Below are 18,551 nucleotides of genomic sequence, written 5' to 3'. Positions count from 1 at the left end.
CGGGTGCGCCCCGCAAGTGTCAATCGCCGAGCGGCCGGGGCATCCCATCCGTCAGCACATGCGTGCACAATTGCGCCCCAGGCGTGTCGTTCGGCTCAAGCGCGGCGACGGTTACCCAGCCGGTGCGGCGCATGGCCGCGCTATCCTGCGGCGCGGTGCCGAACGGCACGAATAGCCGCCGTCGCTCGACCGACTGCGCGCCGCCGGTCAACAGATCGGCGAATAGCGAGAACCCGGTCGCGGGTTCCTCGCTGCCATCCGCATGGACGATCGTATAGGTGCCCCCACGCCCGACCTCACGCGACGCGCCCTCCGCGAACAACGAAAAGCCCAGCCAGGTCTGGTATTCGAAGCCGTGCCGCTCGGTCGGGTCGAGCGTCAGCGTCACGCGGTCGCCGATCCGGGTCGCGATCGCGACCAGAGCGTCGAGCCGACTACGCAGCACGCCGCCGGTATCGAACCGCCGCAACCGATCGATCGCGGGATCGAACGGTCCTGCCGCCTCAATCAGCGGCAGATAGGGGGACGCGATGCCAGCGACGCCGCCCGCATCCTTCGCATCGAGGCGTTCGCGCAAAGGACCGATCCACGCCGGGTCGACCGGCAGCGGCCCGGCGGCAAGCGTGTCCACCAGGTCGGGCAGCGTGAAGTCGATCGACAGGCCCTTCGCCCCGGCGGCGACCAGCGCATCGACCGCGACGCCGACGACCTCCTGCGCGGCCGCGACCGAGTCGAGCCCGATCAACTCCGCCCCGATCTGCCGCGTTTCGCGCGCCGGCGATAATTCGCTCGCACGCAATTTGAGCACCGTACCCGCATAGGACAGCCGCACCGGCCGCGGATGATGTCCCAGCCGCGCGCTGGCGATCCGCGCGACTTGCGCGGTCAGGTCGGGGCGGATCGCAAGGGTCGCCTGGCTGACCGGATCGACGAATCGAACCGCATCCGCGAGCCCCCCCGCCTTCAGCCGCGCGCCGAGCCCCTCCGCGAATTCGGCCAGCGGCGGATCGACGCGCTCATAACCATAGAGCCGCGCCGCCTCCAACACTCGCGCCTCGACCCCCGCGGCGGCGTCGGCAAAGGGCGGCAGGCGGTCGTGGAAACCCTGAGGAAGCAGCGCGGTCATGCCCGGAGGTTGATAGCGTGGTAGGAGCACAACGCAAATTCCTCCCCGTTTACGGGGAGGAATTAGGTTCAAAACACCAGACCGGTCGCGGTCTTCACCCCCGGCAATGCGCGGACCTTCGTCAGCAGTTCCCCCGTCACCGCCTCATCCACCGACAAAAGCAGCACCGCCTCGCCCCCCGCCGAACGCCGTCCGAGATGGAAGGTCCCGATATTGACCCCCGCCTCGCCGAGCGTCGTACCGAGCCGGCCGATGAACCCCGGCGCATCGACGTTGACCACATACAGCATCGGTCCCGCCAGATCGGCCTCGACCTTGATCCCGAACAGCTCGACCAGCCGCGGTGCCTGATCGCCGAACAGGGTTCCTGCGACCGAGCGCTCGCCGTCTTCGGTCCGTACCGCGACTCGTAGCAGCGTGTGGTAATCACCTTCGCGCTCGGTACGCACTTCGCGTACCTCGAGCCCGCGGTCGCGTGCCAACAGCGGCGCGTTGACCATGTTGACCGTCGCGGTCTGGGTGCGCAGGAAGCCGGCAAGGACCGCGCTCGTGATCGGCTTGGCGTTCAGCTCGGCGGCCGCGCCCTCGCTATGCACCGAGATACGGTCGATCGCCCCACGCGCCAGCTGGCCGACGAGCGAGCCGAGCTTTTCGGCGAGCACCATGTACGGCTTCAGCTTGGGCGCTTCCTCCGCCGACAGGCTCGGCATGTTGAGCGCATTGGTGACGCCGCCGGAGACCAGGAAATCGGCCATCTGCTCGGCGACCTGGATAGCGACGTTGACCTGCGCCTCGGTCGTCGAAGCGCCGAGATGCGGGGTAGAAACGAAATTGGGCGTCCCGAAAAGCGGCGAGTCCTTGGCGGGTTCGCTGACGAACACGTCGAGCGCGGCACCGCCGATATGGCCGCTGTCGAGGCCCGCCTTCAGCGCCACCTCGTCGATCAGACCGCCGCGCGCGCAGTTCACGATCCGCACACCCTTCTTCGTCTTCGCCAGATTCTCTGCCGACAGGATGTTGCGCGTCTGGTCGGTCAGCGGCGTATGCAGCGTGATGAAATCGGCACGTGCGAGCAGGTCGTCGAGCGTCACTTTCTCCACCCCGATCTCGATCGCACGTTCGGGCGTCAGGAAGGGATCGAACGCGACGACCTTCATCTTCAGCCCGCGCGCCCGGTCCGCGACGATCGACCCGATATTGCCCGCGCCGATCAGGCCCAGCGTCTTCGACGTCAGCTCGACGCCCATGAAGCGGTTCTTCTCCCACTTGCCCGCCTGCGTGCTGGTATCCGCCTCGGGCAATTGGCGGGCGAGCGCGAACATCAGCGCGATCGCGTGTTCGGCGGTGGTGATGCTGTTCCCGAACGGCGTGTTCATGACGACGACGCCCTTCGCCGACGCGGCGGGTATATCGACATTGTCGACCCCGATCCCGGCGCGGCCGACCACTTTCAGCTTCGTCGCGGCATCAAGGATCGCCTTGGTCACCTTGGTCGAGGAGCGGATCGCAAGACCGTCATAGTCGCCGATGATCGCGATCACCTCTTCGGGCGTCTTGCCGGTGATCTCATCGACCTCGACCCCGCGTTCGCGGAAGATCTGTGCGGCGCGAGGGTCCATTTTATCGGAGATGAGGACTTTGAGCATTTTGGTTCATCCTAGAGTCTAGCCGTCACCCCGGGCTTGACCCGGGGTCCCGCTATTCGCAGCGGGCCGAAGAAGCGGGACCCCGGCTCGAGGCCGGGGTGACGATGAAAGAGGGAAAGGGTTAAGAAGCTTTCGCCACCGCATAGGCCCAGTCGAGCCACGGCCCGAGCGCGACGATGTCCGCAGTGTCCACGGTCGCGCCGCACCAGATGCGAAGCCCCGGCGGCGCGTCGCGGTAGCCGGCGATATCGTAGGCCGCGGCTTCCTTCTCCAGCGCCGACGCCATCGCCTTGATGAACGCCTCGTCCGCGCCTTTGACGGTCAGGCACACGCTGGTCTTCGAACGGCTCGCCGGGTCCGCGGCCAGATGCCCCAGCCAATCCCGCGCCGCGACGATCGCATCGAGTGCCGCGGCATTTGCATCCGACCGTGCGATCAGCCCGCCTCCGCCCAGCCCCTTCGCCCATTCCAGCGCGAAGATCGCATCCTCGACCGCCAGCATAGACGGCGTGTTGATCGTCTCGCCCTTGAATACGCCCTCCGTCAGCTTGCCTTTGGACACGAGCCGGAAGACCTTGGGTAGCGGCCAGGCGGGCGTGTAACTTTCCAGCCGTTCCACCGCGCGCGGGCCCAGGATCAGGACGCCGTGCGCGCCCTCCCCGCCCAGCACCTTCTGCCAGCTGAAGGTCGCCACATCGATCTTCGCCCAGTCGACGTCATAGGCGAACACGCCCGACGTCGCGTCGGCGAAGCTCAGCCCTTCACGGTCGTCCGGGATCCATTCGGCATCCGGCACGCGCACGCCGCTGGTGGTGCCGTTCCAGGTGAACAGCACATCGGTCGACCAGTCGACCTGCGCGAGATCGGGCAATCGCCCATAGTCGGCGCGAATGACGATCGGATCGATCTTCAACTGCTTGACCGCATCGGTCACCCAGCCTTCGCCGAAACTTTCCCAGGCCAGCGTCGTCACGCCGCGCTGCCCGAGCATCGTCCACATCGCCATTTCGAACGCGCCGGTGTCGGAGCCGGGGACGATGCCGATGCGGTGCGTATCGGGAAGCTTCAGCACGTCGCGCATCAGGTCGATGGCATATTGCAGGCGCTGCTTGCCGATCTTGGACCGGTGCGAGCGCCCGAGCGAGGCGGTGGCGAGTTTCGCAGCGTCCCAGCCCGGAGGCTTGGCGCAGGGGCCGCTGGAGAAATAGGGGCGTGCCGGCTTCGTCGCAGGCTTCGCACCATCAGCATTCGGCGCACCCGTATCCGGAGCGGTCAGTATATCCGTCAATGTCTCTCTCCTCACAGAGAGCGCGCGCTGCGTTGGGACAGCGTGGCCCGTCGACGGCCCTAGGGACGCCCGGGCATCGTAGCAAGCGGGTTATGCCGGCCTGCAGCCGACCCGCACGATCGCACCGATTTCCGTCGCTGGCGTACCGCGCACCGATGCTCTACCGGCCCCGGATGACCGACACCCACATACCCACTCGCGTCTTCGCCCCCGCCGGAGAGGACGCCGCCTCCGCCAAGCGTGGGATCAGCACGCCGCAGACCGAGAACCCGGCCTATCGCCTGGCGTTCCAGGATATGGATTTCCTGCTACGCGAGGATCTCCGGCCGGTCCGCTTCCAACTGGAGCTGCTGAAGACGCAATTGCTGCTCGACGAGGCGAAGATCGCGTCGACCTTCGTGTTCTACGGCTCGGCGCGGATCCCCGAACCCGCCAAGGCCGAGGCGCTGCTGGCGCTGGCGACCGACGACGAGGCGCGCAGGATCGCCGAGCGCCTGGTCGAGAAGTCGCACTATTACGAGGTCGCTCGCGAACTCGCCCGGATCGTCAGCGTACTGCCGCGCGACGCGGACGGCAATCGGCAGTTCGTCGTATGCTCGGGTGGTGGTCCGTCGATCATGGAGGCGGCGAACCGCGGCGCGGCGGATGTCGGCGCGGAGTCGATCGGGCTGAACATCGTCCTGCCGCACGAACAGGCCCCCAACCCCTATGTCACCCCCGCGCTGTCGATGCAGTTCCACTATTTCGCGCTGCGCAAGATGCATTTCCTGCTCCATGCCCGCGCTCTGGCGGCGTTCCCGGGCGGGTTCGGCACCTTCGACGAATTGTTCGAGCTCCTGACGCTGATCCAGACCGGCAAGATCGAACCGATCCCGGTGCTGCTGTTCGGACGGGCCTTCTGGAAGCGGGTGGTGAACTTCGAGGCGCTGGTCGAGGAGGGCGTGGTCAGCGAACGCGACCTGGGGATCTTCACCTTCGTCGAGACCGCAGAAGAGGCTTGGGCTGCCGTGCAGCGCTTCTATCAGGACCGGGCGGTGGCGAAGGATGCGGGGGAAGCGTAGACCACCGTCCGTCCTGCCCTCACCCTTCCGGTGAGGACAGCAAGCCCGGATTTACTTCCCCACCTTCGCCCCGCGCCGGGCCGCTTCGGGATCGATCGACGGCGCGCCAGATGCCGGGGTGCCCGTGTTGGCGATGTCGCCGGTCGCGCTGCGGCGATCGGTCGCGACCGCGTCCACCGCGCTCTTCGCCCCGGGCGCTGCGGTGGCACCGGTTGGTGCGGCACCACCAACCTTGGCATCGGGCTTTGCCCCGGCTGCCGGCGCGGCGGGGAGCGGCAGGTTCGATCCCTGCTGGTTGATATAGAGGAGCACGTTGGCCCGGTCCTGCGGGCTCGACAGGCCGGCGAATGTCATCTTCGTACCCGCCGCGAACTTGCGCGGGCTCGTCAGCCACGCGTTCATCTTCTCGAAATCCCAATTGCCGCCGACGCCCTTCAGCGCATCGGAGAAGGCGAAGCCCGCCTTGCCCTGGCCGATCGCTTCGCCGAGCGTGCCGTACAGGTTCGGGCCGATGCCGTTCGCCCCGCCCTGGTTGATCGTGTGGCAGGCGGCGCATTTCTTGAACACCTCGCCGCCCTTGACAGCGTCCGCGGTCGGCAGCAGCGACGCCACGGGGATGGCCGCAGCCTCCCCGCCGCCGCCCGCATCCTCGACTCCCTCGATTGCATAGCCCATCTTCTCGGGACGGCCGGTGTCGTAGATCTTGGTCCCGACGATCGTCAGCCCGAGCGCGATCCCGCAACCGGCCAGCACCCAGCCCGCGATCGTGTTGGTCCGATTGTCCATTATCTCAGCCTGCCCCGGTCATACGTCCTCATTCCCATAGAAAAGCCACGAAGCCTCCGCAAGCGCGCTTGCTCATCGCGTCGCCAAGCGCGTAACGCTTCGCCCCCGTGGAGAATTTCGCCGCCCCCGCCCGCCCCATCGTCGCCGCGATGACCGCCGCCGCCGCCGCCGAACCGGAACGCACCGTCGCGTTCCAGGGCGCGCCCGGCGCGAACAGCCATGTCGCCGCGGTGCAGGCGTTCCCCGACGGACTGCCGCTTCCATGCTTCGACTTCGCCAACGCGATCGACGCGGTGAAGGACGGGCGCGCGGACTGCGCGATCATCCCGATCGAGAATTCGCTCCACGGCCGCGTCGCGGACATGCATTTCCTGCTGCCGGAATCGGGGCTGGTCATCACCGGCGAGCATTTCCTGCCGATCCGCCACGCGCTGATGGGCACCGGCACGCGCGACCAGGTGCGCGAGGCGATGAGCCATCCGCAGGCGCTGGGCCAATGCCGCCACTGGCTGAAGGCGCACGGCATCGCGCCCGTCGCCTATCCCGACACCGCAGGCGCCGCGGCGATGGTCGCGGAGATCGGCGACCCGCACGTCGCCGCGCTGGCGCCGCCCGCCGCCGCCGCCACCTATGGCCTTACGCTGCTGGCAACCGATATCGCGGACGCGGACCACAACATGACCCGCTTCGTGACGCTGGCGCGCGGCGGCAAGCCCGCGACCGGCGCGGGGCCGTGGATGACCAGCCTGATCTTCGAGGTGAAGAACATCCCCGCCGCGCTGTACAAGGCGATGGGCGGCTTCGCGACCAACGGCGTCAACATGACGAAGCTCGAAAGCTACCAGCGCGGCGGCACCTTCGCGGCGACCGAATTCTACGCGGACGTGGACGGGAAGCCCGGCGACGCGGGGTTCGACCGCGCGATCGAGGAACTGGCGTTCCATTCGAAATGGGTACGGCTGCTGGGGACCTATCCGCAGGCGCGGGCCCGGGGGTGATTCGCAGCCGACGATTGCAGGAAATGCAATCGGAAGTGGACGAAGTGGAGGCCACGTTGCGATGGGAATCGCCCCCGCGCGAGCGATTGCACTTTCAGCAATCGCGTATGTCGGGGTTCGAGCGGCTGGCATGTCCGAGGGCGTCGCACGGAAAATCCAACATTGCGAGGGATGATGGGGCTGGCTGCTTCGACCCATTCTCGGTCATCCAGCAACGCTCAGCGGTTCCCCGATAGCAGCCGCTTATTCATCCTGGCCTTGGTCAACGCGGTTGCCACGCAGGGGCGCCGGTCTGCCAAAGTACAAAGGCTGCGATATCGGCTTGTTCAGCCTCACGGGTAGATTTGGCACTACCTAATCCGTGCCCATCCTGCTGCTCCAGGCGGTACAGCACGGGGCGGTGAGCAGGGTTCTCTTCGAGCATCGCAGCGAGCTTCGCACCGGTCCAGGGTTCAACACGAGCGTCGTTCAGGCCAGCCGTGATCAAAAACGCGGGATACTGCACGCCTAGCTTGACGTGCTGGATCACGTCCATCTCGTAGAGGTCCTTGAAACCCTGCGGATCGGTGACCGTACCAAACTCCGGTATATTCGCTGGACCCGCTGGCATTGTCTCGGCGCGCAGCATGTTCACATCGCCGACCCTGTCGATCGCAGCGGCAAACAGGTCGGGCCGCTCGGTCGCGGCACGGCCGACCATTATCCCACCAGCTGATGTACCTTCTATGGTAAGCAAGGCGGGGGTCGTATACCCCTTTGCGATCAGCGTTTCCGCGCAAGCAATAGCGTCGCGCCACGTGTTCGGCTTGTCCTTGCCCTTACCGGCCAGCCGCCAGGCTTCACCAAGTTCACCACCGCCCCGAACAGTGCATTTGGCCATGCTGATTCCCGCGTCGACGAAAGTCGGCATATTGAAATCGAAGTAAGGGAAGTCCGATCTGCCATAGGCGCCATAGGCGGTGAGGATCATCGCGCGTGGCTGGATTGCCCCGGCCGGCCCGACGACCGTGAGGGGAATCTTGCTTCCGTCCCTTGCGATAGCCTCCAGATCGGACACGGCATAGCGGTCAGGTTCGAACGCTGGATGGATGTCGAGTGGCAGCACATCAAACGCCTTGCGCGCCGGATCATAGCGATAGTGCGCAACAGGTGTTTTCGAACCATCGAGCATAACTACTGCACCAGGCTCGTCCACGTCGGCCGCCAGATTTTCAATCGATCCATGTACCGGCAAAGCGATCTCGCTTACCTTCCCATCGTTGCTGAAGCGTAAGAGCTGGCTATAGATCCCCCTTCGTACGCTGATGTAGAGCCCGTCTGCGGCTACCACTTCGCCTTCGACGAGTTGGCTGTCGCTTGGGGGAATGATTGTCTTCGCCTGGGCAAGTGTGCCGCCTATCGGCAGCGCTAAAATCTTAAACCGAGGCGCATCCTTGTGGGTCATCAAGAACAGCGTTGTCCTGTTCATTTCGACATTGGTAATTCCGTCTTCGTACGCGGCGATCGGCGTCCACGTGACACGTTGGGCCCGCGGATCTGCGGGCTTACCCCACCATAGTCGTCTCTCCGGTTTGACCCCTGTAACCCCCATAAGCAGCAGCTCGCTTCGGTGCGGCACGTGCCTGAGGAAGCCTTCCTCATCCGGATCGGTAATCGGACCGCCAGGTAACGCAGCTCCTAGGACCGCGCGCGGCTCGCTTTTAAGATCCCAATAATCGGTAGCTTCGTTGCGGTATTTGTCGGTGGGCTTCGATGCGGGACCAAAAGGTTGTGATCGAATGAAAAAGAGGCTCGATCCATCCTCGCTCCAATCAACCCCGTCATCCGCCGCCCGATCGATCGGGCCGGCGATAGCCCTCCCTGTGGCAACGTCAAAAACGGTTATTGATGAATCTTCGGACCCTCCGGCCGAAATACCCACGGCGATTTTTGCCCCGTCATGCGACGATTGCAGCCAGTCAATTGCATAAGGCGTACCGCCGTGGGCCGCCATGAACGCTGCCATATCGAGCAATATTCGTTTGTGACCGTTCTCGAAAACGCCGAGGCTAAAGACATCCTTGCCCGGCGCACGATCGAAGTAGAACAGCTTGCCGCCTGCCGCCCATATACCGCCGACCTTGCCAAAAGCGGCGGAGAAAGTGGTCATCTTCGCGAGAAATGCTTCTCGCGGTGTGATCCTATCAAGGACAGATCGCGACCAGGCATCCTGTGCTTTCATCCAAATAATTGTTTCGGCGTCCTTACTCTCCATGGATCGGTAGCGGTCGGTGACTTGCATGCCAAAGTATGCTTCGGTGACCGGATGCGGCACGGCTTTGGGCGGTGCACTCGGAAGGCCGGACTGTGCTGATACGCCGGATGCAACCGAGCTGAGGAAAGCTGCTAGGATCTTGCGACGCATCATTGTTACCCCCCGGCACGAACTTGGTGAGCGTATATAAAAACTAGCACTGCGCAACGTCAGGGGCTAGCATCGTAAAAGTAGCACTGGGACTTCCGTCAGTTTTACGATGGTCTTCAGCCTCGGCGCCGAACGGTCGAAGGTCTGTTCGTGCCACTTGCCCGCCAGCCGCTTGCAGGCAGAAAAGACCCAATTTCAGACCTTCACCCGGCTGCGCTGCGCTCCCAAAGCGGACGGCCGTTCACAGAGTTTGACGCTGAGCCGCCGTTTGTTGCGCCTTCCAACGAGATCCATGCCATGCCTGTGTTTGATGCCACGGATGCCCGCGATCTCGCGAGGTATTCCAATTAGGGCTTGAAGCCTACCACCGTCCAAAGCGGTGCGGGATCGTAGACCGCGCCTGCGCTGATCGTCTTCGCGATGCGGCGGGTATTATGAATATCCGCCAACGGATCGGCATTGAGCAAGACCATGTCCGCCTGCTTGCCCGGTTCGATGGTACCCAATTGTTTGTCGAGGCCCATTACACGGGCCGGCACGATGGTTGCTGACTGCAGCGCTTGCATCGGCGTAAAGCCCGCCTGCTCGACATAGATTTCGAGCTCCCGGTGGAGGCTGTAGCCCGGAACGCTCTGGTCGGTGCCGGCGACGATCGGATTGCCGTTCTCGTGCAACGTCCGCAGCGTTGCCGTGAGCGTTGAGTACAGTTTCGCCAGGTGGGTGGCCTCCGATAGCGGAATGCCAGGCGTGTCCAGCGCCGCTGCCAATTGGGGGGGCAGATGCGCCATACCGGGTTCGACGGAGGCGATGGGCATGGTCGACATGTGCAACTGCATTTCGAACACCGTCATGGTGGGATCAAATACCGTGGCGTGCTGCCTGAAGACAGCCAGCGCGTGCTGGACCGCAGGGGTCTGAAAATCGAGATCGGTCACCGGCGCCGACCGCACGAGGTCCTTGGGCAAGAAGTCGGCATACGGGTAATTGATGTGGTTGATCTGATCCATCCCGGCTTCGACGGCTTGCACCGTCGTCATCCCATCGGGCACGTGGCCGGTGACGGTCATGCTGAGGCGGTGGGCCTCGCGTGTGATGACCGGGACCAATGCCGGTTTCATACTGCTGTAGATCTTGATCTGAAGCGCGCCCGCAGCCTTATATCTTCGGACGACCGCCACTGCTTCATCGGGCGTGTCTGCGGTGATCGCGCCGAGCGTACGCGGGCCGGTGCCATCGACGATGCCTGCGATGAGCAAGCGCGGGCCGATGCTGTTTCCTGACGCGAGCGTATCGCGGACCGTCGTGATGAAGTCGAACTCGTTGCCGCAGTCTCGTGCGGTCGTCACGCCCGCAGCAAGATAGATCGGACCCCACTCGACCTGCTCGTAATGGGCGTGCATGTCCCAGAGACCGGGGATGAGGTATTTGCCATGCCCATCGAGGACGGTCACGTCTTTCAGCTTGGGCATCGCGCCGCGATAAACGCTACTGATGCGGCCATCCTCGATCACGACGGTGCTGTTGGGCGCGGCGGCCGCCCCCGTGCCGTCAATGAGCGTCACTCCGACGATCGCGAGCCGCTTGGCTGGGGGCTCTTGGGCACTTGAGGCTAGTTGAGCGAGCGCCGCCAAACTATTCTTGGCCGCCGCCTGGATGAACGTGCCGAGCGACGGCTCGAGATCCTCGCGGATGGCTTCGAAATGGTCGAACTCGGCATCGGTCGAGACAAGCGCTGCCAGCTGTCGGTCGTCGTCCAGCCAGAGGGTTTCCCCGCCCCAAATGAGTCCGTTGACGACGTAGCCATGCAGCGTCGTGCCGCCGGCCATCAAGTCTCCGGCGGGCTGAATATGGATGGAACCGCCAGGTGGCGTCTCAATCAGCGCCGGCTTGTTGTGCGCCAGCCACCAGCGCATGAGTTCGCCTTGCATCGCGACCGGCGAGTAGCCGTCGATCAAGAAAGCGGGTCCTTTGGTCAGGTAGGTCGTCGTCGTGCCGCTGCGGAGCAACGAGATCCGCTTGCCGTCGAGCCGGAACTCGTCGTTCAATTCGGAAAGCCGCGAGGATTTGCCTGCAACCTTCAGCGAGACCGGCTCGTGCGCCGCGGAAGCGACGTATGTCGTCTTCAGCGGCACCTTGCCGCCACGATCGGTAAAAAGAAAATCAGAGGTAAGTACGGTGTTGCCCTTGGCATCCGGCTTGATCTGCCAGGTTTCCTTTCCGATCGCTCGGGCGAATTTATGAAGCACGAAGGTGCCATGGTCGTGGCCGGTTGGCGATTTTTTCAGCTGCGCCGTTCCATGTGCGGGGAGAAGGAACATCGCAATAGCGCCCGCTTGTCGCAGAAGCCGTCCTGCTGTTACCGACATCGCATAATCCCCTAGCCCTCGCCCATAGCTAGCGTGACGGTTGATTTCGCAACAGGCAATGCTTGCTTGGGGCCAAACGCTGATCAGCAGTTCGAGATGGAGTTCGTTTCTGCGCCTCCAAACAATCCGGCTGTAGTAGCACGGCGCTGCCTCGGTCAGGGGTCGCGTCCAAGACCAACTCCTTAAGCCTGAAGGGAGAACTCCGGATGGGAGTAGGATGACCTAGACCCGGACGTTCGAGGCGGCATCTGCACTCCTCGAAAGCGACCGTTCGTTCAGCAACAACCTGCTTCAAGAATGCTGACCGTTGGAGATCGTCAGCAAGGTTGCTCCAGCCCGAGAACCGCGTCACGATCCTGGCATGAAGGGTGTGTTCGAGATCAGCGGTGCATCGCGCTACGACGACCTGATCGCCGAACGCTACCACTTCCCGCGCGTCTACCTGCGCGCAGCTGAGGCATGCGTCGGCGACTGGATCGTCTACCGGGAGACCGGCTCGGCTGGTGGCCGAAAGGCCTATGTGGCAGCCGATCGGGTGCACAGCATCGACCCAGATCACGCCGACCGCACGCTCTTTTATGCCCGTATCAGCGACTTCATCGAGTTCGATCGCCCGGTGCCGTACCGTGATCCGGACGGCCGCTTCCTCGAGCGTATGCTGCGCGAGTTGGACAATCCGGCCATCGCCGGTCGGGCGCTGCGCGGCCGATCGGTTCGCCCCATCGACGATGCTGATTTCGCCGCCATTGTGAACCGCGGTCTTATCGACACGCTGTCCCCCGAACACGCGATCCGGCTCGAGCTCGATCCACGGAACATCGATGCTCCCACTGCCGCATTGCTGGCATCACCGCCCGACGAGCGGCGTGTCGCGCAGCTTCTGGTCAACCGCAAGGTGCGTAGCGCCGCCTTCCGCGGCCACGTGCTCGACGCTTATGACAACCGGTGCGCGGTAACTGGTTTGCGCATGGTCAATGGTGGCGGCAAGGCCGAGGCTCGCGGCGCGTCTTGCTCAGTTCGGTAAGTCGCTCGGTGATGCCGAGCTCGGTCATCTGCACCAGCCCGTCGAAGCGGCGCGCTTTCGCCCAATACCGCACCAGCGTGCTGAGGTCGCCGGGCCGTTCGGCGAACTGAACGAGGTTGTGCGCGACGAGCGCCGCTTCGAAGCTTTCGGGATCCTCTATCCCGGCGGCGGTGAGATAGCTCAGCCGTTGGGCGGCGGTGAGCTTGGTTAGGCCGACGACGGTAATGTCGGGCAGCGTCCCTCGCGGCCCGTCCTCGACCTTCGTCTCGGTCGTGGCGGTGCGGGACGAGGCAAAGAGCGCGGCATTGCGATCGACCGGTGCCCTTGGCTGCCGAGGCGTTTCCGGCCGCAGGGTTCGGTGGACCAGCGCGAGATCCTCCTCGCCCGTCCAGACGCTGCCACGGCACGAAATCAGAACGCGCGCCCGGTCATAAGCAAGCCCAAGATCACGGGCGAAGACGTTCAGCGCTGTCTCGATATCCTTCTTGTTGATCCTCGCTTCGTCGACAGAATCAAGAAAGAACCAGCCGGTCGCCGCCGAGCGTCGCCATTCGGCGAACAGCAGCGCGTCGTCGCGCGACAGCGAGCGGTCGAGGCCCGAGCTGGCGAGCGTCTCGACGGTCAGATAGAAGGCCGCTTCGCCGTCGTCGCGGAGCAGATCGCGCTGGCCCTTGAACTCGGCAGTCTTGCCGGCCGACGCTTCAGCGAGGACGATCACCCGCGGCCGTTTTAACAAGGCAGGCCAGTCCAAGCCCCGATCAATTCCGAAGGCTTCCCAGTCGGTGAGCTCGAACGGCTTCTCTGCGTCGATCAAGCGGAACCGGCGGTTGAGGTTGATGAAGTCCACGGCGCCGTTTTAGAGCATTCTTGCGCTGCCGGCGAAAGCAAACCTCAGTGAGCTGCTGCTACGCGCGCTCAACGTGACGGGTTAAACCGCCTCCTCTGAGACGCGGCGGATGATGATTGTTCCGGACGTGTTGAGGCCGTTCTCGCCCTTGCGATTGGTCCAGTACTCGCCGCGAAGCTCGCCGTTCGACATGACCTGAACGATCCCAGCCCCCGAATGCATCCGGGTGTCGGTCGGGGCCACCGGCAGCGGGTCGACCTGGGTGTAAACGTAGCTGAGCTTCGGCCTCTCGGGCTTGGCCCAGCTCGGCCGCACGTAATCGGTGGTGCTGCACCTCTCCGTACCGTCGGGCACGATCTCGATCTCGATCTCGAAGAGGCCGACTTTGATCGTGACATTGGCGCCCGTGATCTTCGCGTCGGCCTCGGTGATCGGCTCGGTCAGCGCATCGAAGCGTCGCCCGTTGCCCTTGGCGGCCTCGTAGAGGCGCTCAATCTTCGGCCAGTTGGACCGGATCTCGGCCCGCCACTCCCCTCCGATCCAGGGATACCACCAGAGGCGCCCCAGCGTGATCCAGTGGACGAAGCGCAAGGCCGGTGTCCAGCTGAGAAGCAGGCTGAGGCAGGTCAGGAAAGAAACTATCCGACTCGACCACTTGAGGATGTCGGCGGGCGTCCGCACCACGTCGAAGCCGACGAGGATCGCCACCGGCGCGAGCACCAACGCGACTAGGATTGTCAGCATGATGGACCGGTTTAGCGCCAGGATCACGACGCATTTCCCTGAGCCGTCACGGCGGCCGGAGAACGGCCGCACCGATATGCGATCTCCTTGCCCTCACGGAAGACAGCGATGCCGAATTCGCAGCTCGCGACGCCGGTTGCGACGACTCCTGGAACAGCCGAGCCGAACAGCGCGGCGAGATAGCGTCCGCCGAAACGCCTAGTGCGGTCGACGGGCGCGTTGTGGATGATCGGGGGCGAGAAGTATTGCCCAAGGCGAAGGATACGAAGCTTCGGGCTCAGCACGTGAAACCCGTCGTGATGCTCGTGCGCTGGATTGGAAATGGTCGCGAGCATACCTGCGACATCCGCGACCTCGCCCGGATCGCTGATCAAGCGCAGAGCAAGGATCGGCAGTTCATTTGGTGACGCGCTGACAATCACACCGGTACCTGAAAAGTCGGCGTCGGCACGCGCGTCGACCTCAACGAGGAGCCCGAGCAGAGCATCGGTCAATCCAAGGTCGGTTTGGCTCATAAGGACGACGTGAAGCGTCTCGCTGCAAAGCGCAATCCCGGCGGTACTTGCTCTACCCCTGGTGCCCACGCCAAGATCCGCTACGCCCTGAGTTCCGTTCGCCTCTTGTTCACAAGCCGAAGCAGCCCCATACTGAGCATAAAGGTGGGGACGGCATGGCAACGAAGCTGAATCTGCACAAGTTGATGGCTGTCGGCCAAGGCTATCTCGACGAGATTGCGGTCGAGACGCTCGATCGGCGGGAGCTGGCTACGGCGCGCGAGATGATCCGGGACACCCTTCGGGGCGCCTTTCGGAACTGGAACCAGTACCTTCTGCGTGAGGAGCTGCTAGGCAGGGAACTCGCCGCGACGACATTCGACCCGCAGGTGCCTCGGCCGAAGTTCCGCATCCAGGGTAGCTTCGCCTACCACACAGTGAATGACTGCCAGAACCCACCGGGGCAGCAGATCGACCAGGACGATGGCGTGTTTCTCCCCCAGTCCTTCGTGCTAGTCGGAAACCGCGTTCGCCCCACGATCGCGTCGGCGGCCTATTTCAAGCTGGTGGAGAAGGCGCTGGCGCCCTTGTGCCGGCGCGAGGGCTGGACCTTGAACCCCGTGCGTAAGGGGTCGTGCGTCCGCGTGGAGATCAGCGAGCGGCTCCACATCGACTTGCCCCTATACGCCATCAAGGACAGTGCGTTTGAGCAGCTCGTAGAGTTCACGGCGGCGGACAGTCTCACCAAATCGCTTCAAATGCGTGACTCCGTCGATCTCGACGAGCGCATCTATCGCACCCTGGCCGAAGCGGAGATCATGCTCGCGCATCGGGACGACGGCTGGATCGAGTCCGACCCGCGCAAGCTTGAGGGCTGGTTCGAGAACGCCGTGAAATTGCACGGGTCGATCGTTCGGGAGTTGTCGCGCTGCTTCAAGGGCATGCGCGACGCACGTTTCGACGGAGGGCTGTCGTCGATCTGCATCATGGCGCTTGTCGTGAGCGCGATGGAGACGATGAAGGATCTTGATCCGACCCGGCTCGATATCGCGCTGGTGAGGACGGCGCGCGCGATCGCCCGGCAGGTGGAGCAGCCAGTCGGCAACCCGGCATTTCCCGGCGACACCGACAAGCTGCTTTGTAAGGATTGGACGCCCGACTACCGACAGCGGGTTCGCGGCATTTTTCTAAGCGTAGCCGACCGCATGGATGCGGCGATTGACGGCACCTTCCACAAGGGACTTGCTCTCAGTCACGCGACAGCGGTCTTTGGCGACCGCGTGCCCGCGAACGAGGATTTGATCGCCATGGGCGGCGCCGTCGCGGCGGTGCGGAGTACCCCGGCGCAGGTCCAGCCGAAGCCCACGGTGCCGCGGACGCAATCGGGGTGAGCGCGGTGATCGCGCAAGCGGTCATCGACGCGGTCGCCACTGACGGCTTCACCGCACACCTTACCGCTCGTGGCCTGACCTTGACGGGCGAGGTCCGTGTCAAACAAACACCCATAGCCCTGCGGTTGGTGTTCGACGACCTGGAGTTTATCGAGCCGCCCCGAGTGTATGTCGAGCAGCCTGCGGCGCTCTTGCGCAAGGTGGTGCCGCACCTCGACGACGCGGGCGAGCTATGCGTGATCAACCGCGCCTTTCACGTGTTCGACCGCTATAGTGCCCCTGCTCAGACCCGAGGGATCATTGCGCGCGCAGCCGAACTATTGACCGCTGGCCTGTCCTCGGCTGCGACCGCGGAGATCGCGCGCGAGTTCCCGTCCTATTGGGGCGCATCCCGCTACGATATCGACTCGCTTGCGGACCTATGCCGAGAAGCGAAGGTCATTAGGAAGAGCACGTCGGCCGCGGTAAAGCCGAAGCTCGCTTTGGTGAAAACGGCTGCGCGTCTCTCCTTCGAGGCGCACCAGGACAAGCCGGCGACGCTGGGCGGGTTGCTAGATTGGTCGGCGCACTGGGATCGCGCGCTGCCTGCGGCCATCACCGACGCATTCGCGACCCAGGATGCATCGGACCCGGCGGTGGCGATCGAAGCCCCCAACGGGATCGCGATAGCGCGTTTGATGGTGTCGCGTAGCGGCGCGGCCTTCGTGCGCTCGCTCGAACGCCCGAGTGCCTGGTCACGCTGGGTGAAGACGGGGGCGGCGCGCGCCACCTGGATTACGCGCCTAAATGGCCGCCGTGCCGACCTAGCGAGCGTGCTCGGCGCGAACGAAGCGCCTCTGGCCGATCAGGCGGTGACGCTGGTGGGCTGCGGCGCGATCGGGGGCTATCTTGCCCGTATGCTGGCGCAAATAGGCGCGGGGCTCGGTCGAGGACGGTTGACGCTCATCGATGGCGACATCCTCGACGTGTTCAATATCCGTCGTCATGCGCTCGGCGCGTCTGCCATCGGGCGCTTCAAGGCCGAGGCGGTAGCGGAAGCGACGCTGCGCGACTTCCCTGGTCTAAACGTCGTCTCCCGACCGGCCCCTGCACAATCCCAGCGGATGATCCTCGAAGCGTCAGATCTCTTGATCGACGCGACCGGCGAACAGGCGGTGAGTGACTGGCTCAACGCCTGGCATCTCGGGCGCGCTGGCCGTGAGGCGCTGAAGCCGACCCTACTCCATTGCTGGATTTCCGGTGCAGGGATCGCCGTTCAGAGCTTCATTTCGACCGAGCCGGGCTATGCCTGTTACCGATGTCTCCAGCCTGATCAGGGGACTCGCCCGCGATTCGATCCGCTACGCGAGCCGCCGAGCGAGCCGGTCGCAACGTGCGGCGAGCAGCTCATGACGCCCTATGGCCCGGCGGCGCCGACGGCGGCCGCCGCGCTCGCTGTTCAGCACGCGGTGGATTGGGCGCGGGGTCACCCACATCATCTGCTTCGGACCGTGCGCTTGGATTGGGAGCGATCGGTGCGCCGCGATCCGAGCAGTCCGGGCATGGCGGCCAATTGTCCGGCGTGCACACCAGCTTGAGGCCGACGGTGGTGATACCGCGGGCGGTTGTAGACCGCATCCGCGCGCAGCGGCTGCGACGTCTGCCAGCCGAGACGGGCGGCTTCCTTTTGGGCATGAGACGCGGGCATCATCTGGAAATCACCGGCGCCACGGAGCAACAGGCGCAGGACGTCGCCACCGCCTACACCTTCGAGCGCCGCGATCCGGCTCACGCCCGCGCCATCGAGTCGGAATGGCGTCGGAGCAAGGCCCTAATTACCGTTCTTGGCGATTGGCACACCCATCCTTATGGCTCAGGCGACCCGTCTGGGATGGACAAGAAGGCATGGCGAACGCTGGCGCGAGCGGTCGCGCAGCCTGTAATCGGACTGATCGACGCTGGAACACCACTGCCGACGTTCTTCTATACGCGTGAGAAAACTCTGTTTGCGTCCACCTTCAAGCTAGATGTGATATCTGAGGAAGCCGCCGACCTGGCTTATAGTCGCTAAGCGCCGTATTGGACGTGGCTAGTTGCGGGACGAAGTACTTTAGAATGCGCGCGCAGAGCCGCCACAAGTCGCGTAACGTCCTGTCGGACTAGGTCCTCAATTACGAGATGGTTAGGGATCCGGCTCCCCGTTGCTCGGACTCGCTGACGGTACAAATGGCCGAATGCCGCGTTTAGCTGTCTAATGCCACCTTCATGAACAAGCGTCTGCTTACGCGATCTTTGCGCTCGAAAGCGGCCGGGCCGTAATCCACCGAGGCTGTGTGAAAACGACGTAATATGCTATGCTGTGAGGTGTTAGCGGGAGGCGTCGGATGGGTCGTTTCA

The 18,551-nt window shown here is 64.1% G+C and carries 15 protein-coding genes; 6 read left to right on the top strand and 9 right to left on the bottom strand.

Annotated features, from left to right (window positions below; all coding sequences use genetic code 11):
• Nucleotides 1-19: 19 nt before the first annotated feature.
• The 3 genes from HUU99_RS08730 to HUU99_RS08720 all read right to left on the bottom strand — a co-directional run bounded on the left by HUU99_RS08730 (nt 20) and on the right by HUU99_RS08720 (nt 4,060).
• Nucleotides 20-1,126, bottom strand: coding sequence for an ATP phosphoribosyltransferase regulatory subunit (locus HUU99_RS08730; RefSeq protein ID WP_174286198.1), 1,107 nt, complete (start codon nt 1,124-1,126; stop codon nt 20-22).
• Between the two features lie 68 nt (nt 1,127-1,194).
• Entirely contained in the window at nt 1,195-2,772 is a 1,578-nt protein-coding gene (gene serA / locus HUU99_RS08725) for a phosphoglycerate dehydrogenase (protein ID WP_174286197.1), read from the bottom strand.
• A gap of 121 nt (nt 2,773-2,893) precedes the next feature.
• The gene (locus HUU99_RS08720) at nt 2,894-4,060 is read right to left on the bottom strand and encodes a phosphoserine transaminase (RefSeq protein ID WP_174286196.1); all 1,167 of its coding nucleotides are present in this window, start codon (nt 4,058-4,060) and stop codon (nt 2,894-2,896) included.
• A 173-nt stretch (nt 4,061-4,233) separates the two neighbouring features.
• On the opposite strand from HUU99_RS08720, the gene HUU99_RS08715 reads away from it, so the two are divergent.
• Nucleotides 4,234-5,121 carry a TIGR00730 family Rossman fold protein gene (locus tag HUU99_RS08715; protein WP_174286195.1) on the top strand — a complete coding sequence of 296 codons (888 nt, stop codon included), beginning with the start codon at nt 4,234-4,236 and terminating at the stop codon, nt 5,119-5,121.
• A gap of 51 nt (nt 5,122-5,172) precedes the next feature.
• Here HUU99_RS08715 and HUU99_RS08710 read toward each other — a convergent pair whose 3' ends face one another.
• Nucleotides 5,173-5,907 carry a c-type cytochrome gene (locus HUU99_RS08710; RefSeq protein ID WP_174286194.1) on the bottom strand — a complete coding sequence of 245 codons (735 nt, stop codon included), beginning with the start codon at nt 5,905-5,907 and terminating at the stop codon, nt 5,173-5,175.
• 107 nt (nt 5,908-6,014) lie between these two features.
• Here HUU99_RS08710 and HUU99_RS08705 point away from each other — a divergent pair, with 107 nt between their 5' ends.
• Nucleotides 6,015-6,905 carry a prephenate dehydratase gene (locus HUU99_RS08705; RefSeq protein WP_174286193.1) on the top strand — a complete coding sequence of 297 codons (891 nt, stop codon included), beginning with the start codon at nt 6,015-6,017 and terminating at the stop codon, nt 6,903-6,905.
• A 262-nt stretch (nt 6,906-7,167) separates the two neighbouring features.
• On the opposite strand, the gene HUU99_RS08700 is transcribed toward HUU99_RS08705, so the two are convergent.
• The gene (locus HUU99_RS08700) at nt 7,168-9,309 is read right to left on the bottom strand and encodes a prolyl oligopeptidase family serine peptidase (protein WP_174286192.1); all 2,142 of its coding nucleotides are present in this window, start codon (nt 9,307-9,309) and stop codon (nt 7,168-7,170) included.
• A gap of 347 nt (nt 9,310-9,656) precedes the next feature.
• Nucleotides 9,657-11,627, bottom strand: coding sequence for an amidohydrolase family protein (locus HUU99_RS08695; protein WP_174286191.1), 1,971 nt, complete (start codon nt 11,625-11,627; stop codon nt 9,657-9,659).
• Nucleotides 11,628-12,036: 409 nt separating this feature from the next.
• On the opposite strand from HUU99_RS08695, the gene HUU99_RS08690 reads away from it, so the two are divergent.
• Entirely contained in the window at nt 12,037-12,699 is a 663-nt protein-coding gene (locus tag HUU99_RS08690; protein WP_174286190.1) for an HNH endonuclease, read from the top strand.
• Here HUU99_RS08690 and HUU99_RS08685 read toward each other — a convergent pair.
• From HUU99_RS08685 to HUU99_RS08675, 3 genes are all read right to left on the bottom strand, one after another.
• Nucleotides 12,647-13,546: a hypothetical protein gene (locus HUU99_RS08685; protein WP_174286189.1), complete on the bottom strand. Its 900-nt coding sequence runs from the start codon at nt 13,544-13,546 to the stop codon at nt 12,647-12,649. The genes HUU99_RS08690 and HUU99_RS08685 overlap by 53 nt on opposite strands.
• A gap of 81 nt (nt 13,547-13,627) precedes the next feature.
• A complete protein-coding gene (locus HUU99_RS08680) occupies nt 13,628-14,317 on the bottom strand; it encodes a hypothetical protein (RefSeq protein WP_174286188.1) in 690 nt (229 codons plus the stop codon).
• Nucleotides 14,314-14,805 carry a hypothetical protein gene (locus HUU99_RS08675; RefSeq protein WP_174286187.1) on the bottom strand — a complete coding sequence of 164 codons (492 nt, stop codon included), beginning with the start codon at nt 14,803-14,805 and terminating at the stop codon, nt 14,314-14,316. Before HUU99_RS08675 ends, HUU99_RS08680 begins: the two co-directional genes overlap by 4 nt.
• 155 nt (nt 14,806-14,960) lie before the next feature.
• Between HUU99_RS08675 and HUU99_RS08670 the strand changes: the two genes are divergently transcribed.
• Genes HUU99_RS08670 through HUU99_RS08660 form a run of 3 tightly spaced genes read left to right on the top strand, consistent with a single transcriptional unit; the run spans nt 14,961 to nt 18,225 of the window.
• Nucleotides 14,961-16,175: a CBASS cGAMP synthase gene (locus tag HUU99_RS08670; protein WP_174286186.1), complete on the top strand. Its 1,215-nt coding sequence runs from the start codon at nt 14,961-14,963 to the stop codon at nt 16,173-16,175.
• Entirely contained in the window at nt 16,172-17,752 is a 1,581-nt protein-coding gene (locus tag HUU99_RS08665; RefSeq protein ID WP_174286185.1) for a ThiF family adenylyltransferase, read from the top strand. The genes HUU99_RS08670 and HUU99_RS08665 overlap by 4 nt, the downstream gene beginning before the upstream one ends.
• On the top strand, nt 17,737-18,225 hold the full coding sequence (locus tag HUU99_RS08660) for a Mov34/MPN/PAD-1 family protein (RefSeq protein WP_254603067.1): 489 nt from the start codon (nt 17,737-17,739) through the stop codon (nt 18,223-18,225). The genes HUU99_RS08665 and HUU99_RS08660 overlap by 16 nt, the downstream gene beginning before the upstream one ends.
• The last annotated feature ends 326 nt before the right edge of the window (nt 18,226-18,551 follow it).

This window comes from Sphingomonas bacterium (assembly GCF_903642285.1).
GTDB lineage: Bacteria > Pseudomonadota > Alphaproteobacteria > Sphingomonadales > Sphingomonadaceae > Sphingomonas.
Note: the sequence above shows the minus strand (reverse complement) of the source record. Positions and strands in the feature narration are given on the sequence as shown.

Coding starts and splice junctions, on each gene's coding strand:
- HUU99_RS08710 (WP_174286194.1), bottom strand. CDS start 5,907: ATGGACAATCGGACCAACACGATCGCGGGCTGGGTGCTGGCCGGTTGC.
- HUU99_RS08670 (WP_174286186.1), top strand. CDS start 14,961: ATGGCAACGAAGCTGAATCTGCACAAGTTGATGGCTGTCGGCCAAGGC.
- HUU99_RS08675 (WP_174286187.1), bottom strand. CDS start 14,805: ATGAGCCAAACCGACCTTGGATTGACCGATGCTCTGCTCGGGCTCCTC.
- HUU99_RS08695 (WP_174286191.1), bottom strand. CDS start 11,627: ATGTTCCTTCTCCCCGCACATGGAACGGCGCAGCTGAAAAAATCGCCA.
- HUU99_RS08700 (WP_174286192.1), bottom strand. CDS start 9,309: ATGCGTCGCAAGATCCTAGCAGCTTTCCTCAGCTCGGTTGCATCCGGC.
- HUU99_RS08690 (WP_174286190.1), top strand. CDS start 12,037: ATGAAGGGTGTGTTCGAGATCAGCGGTGCATCGCGCTACGACGACCTG.
- serA (WP_174286197.1), bottom strand. CDS start 2,772: ATGCTCAAAGTCCTCATCTCCGATAAAATGGACCCTCGCGCCGCACAG.
- HUU99_RS08730 (WP_174286198.1), bottom strand. CDS start 1,126: ATGACCGCGCTGCTTCCTCAGGGTTTCCACGACCGCCTGCCGCCCTTT.
- HUU99_RS08715 (WP_174286195.1), top strand. CDS start 4,234: ATGACCGACACCCACATACCCACTCGCGTCTTCGCCCCCGCCGGAGAG.